Genomic DNA, 552 nt, shown 5'->3' on the forward strand with positions numbered 1-552 from the left:
TTCAGCTTTATGGCTTTTTTTACCGCCATCATTTGCGCCACTATTGTCTAGCGATAATATCACTTTAATACTCTGTATCTGATCAAAGTGTCGCTCTACTTTTTCAAGCTTTTCACGAACTGCTGTGTCCATAGCTTCGGTAACACTGATATGGTGACCACTGATAGAAACATTCATATTATTGTCCTTGTATTTGTAACTTACATTCAACAGATGAAGTCGCATTCCTGCTCTTATCATCCTGCCTTACCAATAATTCATCTAATGCCTCTAGTAAGATTTCGACGTATCCTTTTATCGTCTCCTTTATTCATTATAAGTAAATACTATAGATTGGCACTTAGATTTCGTTGTTGGTATGACTCTAATTTGTCATGAAAGACGAATAGTAGCAAGACGTTAAATTGTAATTAAGTGTAACAATACCTGTTGTTTCTATCATGTTTCTATATAATCAAAAAATTTTATTTTTTATATCTTGCCACAGAAATATTCATAATTACTCAATATCTTTATAGATGGCTGTATTTAAACGATTAATACTTCTGTTTG

General features: G+C 32.4%; 1 protein-coding gene. It reads right to left on the reverse strand.

The features are described from left to right. A partial coding sequence (gene hpf / locus ACS8FC_RS20035) for a ribosome hibernation-promoting factor, HPF/YfiA family (protein ID WP_439298074.1) occupies positions 1 to 177 on the reverse strand: 177 nt, incomplete at its 3' end. Positions 178 to 552 lie beyond the last annotated feature (375 nt).

It is taken from the genome of Psychrobacter sp. 1Y4 (assembly GCF_051847555.1).